Source organism: Azospirillum sp. UFLA03-27, from assembly GCF_059803775.1.
In genome coordinates this window covers 1-5708 of sequence record NZ_JAUQTX010000341.1, presented here as the reverse complement: position 1 = coordinate 5708, position 5708 = coordinate 1, and the positions used below count along the sequence as shown (strand labels likewise).

At 70.9% G+C, this 5708-nt stretch carries 7 protein-coding genes; 1 reads left to right on the top strand and 6 read right to left on the bottom strand.

Going from position 1 to position 5708, the window contains the following annotated elements; genetic code table 11:
• Positions 1-579 (top strand): ABC transporter permease (locus Q4I23_RS30020; protein WP_498528648.1); only part of this gene is annotated, 579 nt, incomplete at its 5' end.
• 11 nt (positions 580-590) lie between these two features.
• Here Q4I23_RS30020 and Q4I23_RS30015 read toward each other — a convergent pair.
• The 6 genes from Q4I23_RS30015 to Q4I23_RS29990 form a co-directional block, all read right to left on the bottom strand.
• Positions 591-1370: a GntR family transcriptional regulator gene (locus tag Q4I23_RS30015; RefSeq protein ID WP_498528647.1), complete on the bottom strand. Its 780-nt coding sequence runs from the start codon at positions 1368-1370 to the stop codon at positions 591-593.
• Positions 1371-1451: 81 nt separating this feature from the next.
• Complete coding sequence (locus tag Q4I23_RS30010) at positions 1452-2723, bottom strand: TRAP transporter large permease (RefSeq protein WP_454020627.1); 1272 nt, start codon at positions 2721-2723, stop codon at positions 1452-1454.
• Between the two features lie 29 nt (positions 2724-2752).
• The gene (locus Q4I23_RS30005) at positions 2753-3316 is read right to left on the bottom strand and encodes a TRAP transporter small permease (RefSeq protein WP_498528646.1); all 564 of its coding nucleotides are present in this window, start codon (positions 3314-3316) and stop codon (positions 2753-2755) included.
• Between the two features lie 53 nt (positions 3317-3369).
• Positions 3370-4758: an amidase gene (locus tag Q4I23_RS30000; RefSeq protein ID WP_498528645.1), complete on the bottom strand. Its 1389-nt coding sequence runs from the start codon at positions 4756-4758 to the stop codon at positions 3370-3372.
• Entirely contained in the window at positions 4755-4964 is a 210-nt protein-coding gene (locus Q4I23_RS29995; RefSeq protein ID WP_498528644.1) for a hypothetical protein, read from the bottom strand. The genes Q4I23_RS30000 and Q4I23_RS29995 overlap by 4 nt, the downstream gene beginning before the upstream one ends.
• Positions 4965-5041: 77 nt before the next feature.
• Positions 5042-5695 (bottom strand): GntR family transcriptional regulator, encoded by a 654-nt coding sequence (locus Q4I23_RS29990; protein ID WP_498528643.1) that lies wholly within the window; start codon positions 5693-5695, stop codon positions 5042-5044.
• Between the last annotated feature and the right edge of the window lie 13 nt (positions 5696-5708).

Genomic DNA, 5708 nt, shown 5'->3' with positions numbered 1-5708 from the left:
GTGGGGCTGGGCGTCGCCTCGGGCGGGGTGGCGGGCTGGGTCGGCGGGCGCACCGACGCTGTGGTCCTGCGACTGGCCGACCTGCTGCACGGCTTTCCCGAGCTGTCGCTCGCCATCGTCGCCGCCGCGCTGCTGGGTCCGGGCACGGAGGCCATGGTGCTGACGCTCGCCCTCGCGGCATGGCCCTCGCAGGTCCGCTGGTGCCGGGCGCTGGCCCTGTCCAACCGGACCGCCGAGCATGTGCGGGCCTCCGCCGCCCTCGGCGCGGGACCGCTGCACACGGTCCGCCGCCATCTGTTGCCGGCGGTCGCCGGGCCGGTCGCCATCCGCGCCGCCCTCTCCATCGGTCCCGTCATGGTGGCGGAGGCGACGCTGAGCGGGCTCGGTCTGGGCATCCAGGAGCCGGCGGTGTCGCTGGGCACCCTGATCCGCGACGGGCTGGCCGACCTGCGCGACGCCCCCCACCTGATCGCCGCGACCACGGTCACCGTCGCCGCCATCGCGCTGGCCGTCAATCTGCTGGCCGAGGGGCTGCGCGAAGGCCTTGACCCGCGGGGGGCACCGTTCCGCCGGTCGTGAGGCCGTGTCTCTCAGCGCCGCTGCAGGGACATGGTGTAGCGGAAGCCGGCGCCCGGATGGGTGTTGACCGCGATCTCCACCAGACGCCCGTCCTCGGTGAAATAGCGCCGGGTGATGACGAGGATCGGCGATTGCGGCGGGACATGCAGGCGCGAGGCGACGTTCAGGCTGGCCGGGGCGGCCTCGATGTCCTGCATCACCTCGGCGATGCGGACTCCGTAACGTTGCTCCAGCACCGTGTAGATGGCGTACTGCACCACCTCCAGGTTGCGCACCACGTCGGAGAAGGCGGCGTCGATGTAGACCTCGACGTAGGAGAAGGGCTCCGACGTCTCGCGGGTGCGGCGCAGCGCGCTGACGCGGAACCACTGCGTCTCGGGGCGGCAGCCCAGCCGGCCCGCCAGTTCCTCCTCCACGATGATGCGGTCCACCGAGAGGATTTCCAGCCGGGTCGAGGTGGCGTACTGCACCAGCTCGTCCAGGGAACTGATGGAGTTGACGAAGCGCCCGTCGGCACGGCGCGCCGCCAGGACCGAACCCGATCCCTGGCGGCGCAGGATGTAGCCCATCTCCTGAAGCCGGCGCAGCGCCTCGCGCACCGTGTGGCGGCTGACGGCGAAGCGGCTGCACAGCTCCTGCTCGGTCGGCAGGCGGTCGCCGACGGCGTAGGCGCCGGCGTCGATCTCCTCCAGCAAGGTGCGGACGATCTCCTGGTAGAGCGGGGTCTCCCCCCGCTCCGCCACGCCGTCCGTGCCGCTGTTGTCCTTCAGGCTGTCCGCTTCGTCCGACATCGCATCCCTCATGATGCCGGAAGATGGACGAGGCGGGGCGCCGATGCAACCGGTGTACGAGGATGTTCCGCGCGGGACGGCTTACGTCAGCAGAACCAGCGACAGGGCCGGGAAGGCGTTGATGGCGAGCAGCGCCACCACCCGCATCCCGTAGAAGGGCAGCACCCCCTTCACGATGGCGTGGAGCGGCATCTTGGTGATGCGGCTCATCACGAACAGGTTTAGCCCGACCGGCGGCGTCAGGGTCGCCACCTCGACCAGAGCGGTCATGATGACGGCGAAATGGATCGGGTTCACCCCCACCGCCTGCGCCATCGGGAACAGGATCGGCGCCAGCAGCACGATCATCGACACGCCGTCCAGGAACATGCCGATGACGAGCAGGAGCAGGTTGACGGCCAGCAGGAACTCGAAGGGGGAGACCTGCGCCTCCTTGAGCATCGCGGTCAGCTCGGCGGACAGGCCGAGGCGGGTCAGCACCGCGGTCAGCAGGCCGGAGCCGAGCAGCACGCCGTAGATCATCACCGTCTGGAGCACCGACTCCCGCGCCGTCTCCCACACAGCGGCGAGGTTGGCGGTGCGGTAGACGACCGTCACCAGGACCACCGCGTAGATGGCGGCGAGCGCTGACACCTCGGTCGGGGTGAACCAGCCCATGTAGATCGTGCCGATGATGAGCACCGGCATCATCAGCGCCCCGGCGGCACCCGGCAGGCGCTGGCCGAAGCCCTTCCAGTCCGGACGCTCCCCGACATGGCCGTAGCCCTTGAGCCGGCTGACGATCAGCGTGGTGAGGCCGAGCAGGAACGCCTCGAACAGACCGGGCACGATGCCGGCGATGAACAGGTCGGTGATCGGCAGGCCGACGATGGAACCGATCAGGATGAAGGTCAGCGACGGCGGGATCATCAGACCCAGCGTGCCGCAGACCGCCACCAGCGAGGCGGCGAAGCGGGGCGGGTAGCCCTCCTTCGGCATCAGCTTCACCGCCGCCGGGCCGAGCGCCACGGCGCAGGCCACCGACGAGCCGTTGACCGCCGCGAAGAACACGCTGGACATGGCCAGCGCCAGGGCGATGCCGCCGCGGAAGTAGCGGATGATCGTCCCGACCAGCTCCAGGATGACCAGCGCGAGGTTGCCGCGCGACATCAGGTTGCCAGCGAAGATGAAGAACGGGATGCAGACCAGCGCGTATTTGTCCACGGAATCCCAGGCCATCTGCGCGACCAGGACGACCGGGATGTTGAAGTTGAAGGTCAGCAGGCCGACCGCGATGACGCCCAGCGCCAGCGCGATGTGCACGCCCGCCGCCACGAAGAACAGCAGGCTGACGACGGCGATGATGGTGGTCATGGTGTTTCCTCCCCTTTTTCGGCCGTCGTTCAGAGATTCTCGCCCTCGACGGGCGGATCGGGGTCATGGCCGCGCAGCAGCAGGATGATGTTGCCGACGAAGGCGAAGCCGTAGAGCACCCCGCCCAGCGGCAGCACCAGCCGGACCGTCCACAGCGGCAGGTCGAGGTTGGATTCGGTGAACATGCCGATCGCCTGGAGATGCGCGACCTCCTGGAATCCGGCGATCACCAGAAGCACGCTGAAGGCCAGCCCGATCAGGCTGTTCAGCCAGGCGAAGGCCAGCCGCACCCGGTGCGGCATCATGTTCAGCAGCAGGTCCATGCGGATGTAGTGACCGTGCCGCGTGCCGACGCCCAGCGACAGCAGGACGCTCCACACCACCAGGAAGCGGACCAACTCCTCCGCCCACCAGTGGCTTTCCGACAGGAGGGAGCGGCTGGACGCCTCGTAGAACATGAAGCCGATGGCCGCCATCATCAGGATCGTGGCGACGTTCAGGAGGATGCGGTCCTCGATGAAGCTCCACCAGCTCGGCAGGCCGCGGCCCGGCGGCAAGGCGTTGTCCACCGCATGGGTCTGGGGAGGCGCCACGGGGGGTGCCGCAGAAGTCAATGTATCGGTTCCCGGCATGGGTGGAACTCCCTTCACGAGAAGACCTGTGTCTGGGGGACGCGGCTCAGCCAGCCGGTGGCGCGCTCGTAGGCGTCGGCGATGCGCAGCAGCGTGGCTTCCGCCTGCGGGCGGGCGATGAGCTGCATGGCGATCGGCATCCCGTCCGGATCGAAGCCCGCGGGCGTAACGAGCGCTGGCAGGCCGAGGTAGGAGACCGGGCGGGTCAGCGCCGCCACTCCGGCGACCACCGCGGCCATCGCCGGCCCGGCGCCCACGTCGGTCTGGGCAGCGGTCGGCACGCGGCCGCGCAGGGCGGGAACGAACAGCGCGTCGCATTGCGCGAAGGGGCCGTCGATCATCGCCCGGAGATGAAGCGCTCGAAGCTGCTTCGCCTGGAGGTAGGAGGCCGCCGGCACCATCAGCCCCTGCAGAAGCCGCGCGCGGACCTGCGGGCCGTAGTCCTGCGGACGCTCGCGCAGCCAGGGCGCATGGACGGCCGCCGCCTCCGGCGTGAAAACGAGGTTGGCGAGGTCGCCGTAGGGCTCGTGATCGGGGATGTCCACGTCCACGACGCGGGCGCCGGCGCGCTCCAGCACCGCCCGCGCCCGCTCCAGCGCGGCGGCGACGGCGGGGTCCAGGCCGTCGTAGTAGAATTGGCGCGGGATGCCCAGCCGCAGCCCCTCCACCCCTTGCCCGATGCCGTCGGCGGCGTCCGTCCGCCCGGTGATGACCGAGAACAGCGTCGCCGCGTCCTCGGCGCTGCGGGCCAGCGGCCCGACGCAGTCCAGGCTTTCCGACAGCGGCATCACGCCGTCCATCGGCGTCGCCCCCTGCGTCGGCTTCAGCCCGACCACGCCGCACAGCGCCGCCGGAAGCCGCACCGACCCGCCGGTGTCCGACCCCAGCGAGCCGAAGGCCAGCCGCCCCGCCACCGCCGCCCCGGAGCCGGAGGAGGAGCCGCCGGTGATGCGGTCAGGGTCCCAGGGGTTGCGGCAGCGCCCAAGATGGGCGTTGTGCCCGGTCGGCCCCATGGCGAACTCGGCCATGTGCAGCGTGCCGAGCGTCACCGCCCCCGCCGCGTCCAGCCGCTCCAGCACCGTGGCCGTCCGCTCCGGGCGGAAGGCGCCGCGGATCGTCGGGGAGCCGCAGGTGCAGCGCTTGCCGGCGCGGTAGAACATGTCCTTGTGGGCCAGCGGCACGCCGTGCAGCGGCCCGCCCGGCCGTCCGGCGCGGACCTCCGCATCGGCGGCGCGGGCGGCGGCCAGCGCCTCCTCCGGCTCGACCGACAGGAAGGCGTTGAGCGTCGGATTCAGCCGGGCGATGCGGTCCAGGCAGGCGTCGGCCAGGGCTTCCGCCCGCAGCGCGCCGTCGCGGACCGCCCTTGCGGCCTCCGTCAGGGTCAGCGATGTGGGATCGGTCATGCCCGCTCCCCGGCGATGAGCGCGGCGTGGGCGCCCAGCGGCACGTCGAACAGCGGGCCGCCGGGATGCGCCGCCGCCAGCAGGCCCGGCACGGCGGCCAGCAGGCGCCCGCACAGGGCGGCGTCGGCATCGTCCAGGGTCACCCCCTGAATCCTGGCCAGGGTCCGCGCGCAGGCCGCGGCGTCCCCGATATGATTCTCCGTCATTCCTTCCCTCCCTTCCGGTGCTGTCCCCGCGCGGCTCTTCCGGCCGTTCGCCGCGGGCAGGGCCTTCGGTGGCCACTTTACCCGGATCGTTGCAGCGTCATTTCATAGCGGTATCGTCCGGCCGCGTGGCTGCTGACCGCAACCTCCAGCGCGTTTCCGTCGGCGTCCAGATAATGGCGGATCACCACCAGGATCGGTGTGCCAACCTCCACCGACAGGCGGGACGCCAGGTTGGCGTCCGCCGAGGTGGCCTCGATCGACTGCACGACCTCCTCGATGCGCAGGCCGTAGCGGCTTTCCAGCACCGCGTAAACGGCGACCGGAAAGGTGCCGATGGCCTGGGCCACGTCGTCGAAGGCAGCGGGCAGGAACACCTCGGTGTAGCAGAGCGGCGTCCGCTCCCCCGGCTGGCGGCGCAGCGCCACCACCCGGACCCACGGCGTGTCCGGCTGGGAGCGCAAAAGCTCCGCCGTCCGTCCCTCCACCAGGATCTTCTCCACCGCCAGCACCTCCAGCCGGGTGGAGGAGGCGTACTGCCCGATCTCCGCGAGGCTGGACAGCGTGTTGTGGAACCGCCCGTCGGGCCGGGCGGCGGTCACCACCGATCCCGAGCCCTGGCGGCGCGCGATCAGGCCGAGATCCTGGAGCCGGCGCAGCGCCTCCCGCACCGTGTAGCGGCTGGCGGAAAAGCGCAGGCACAGCTCCTGCTCGGTCGGCAGCCGTTCGCCCACCCCTGTCTCTTAT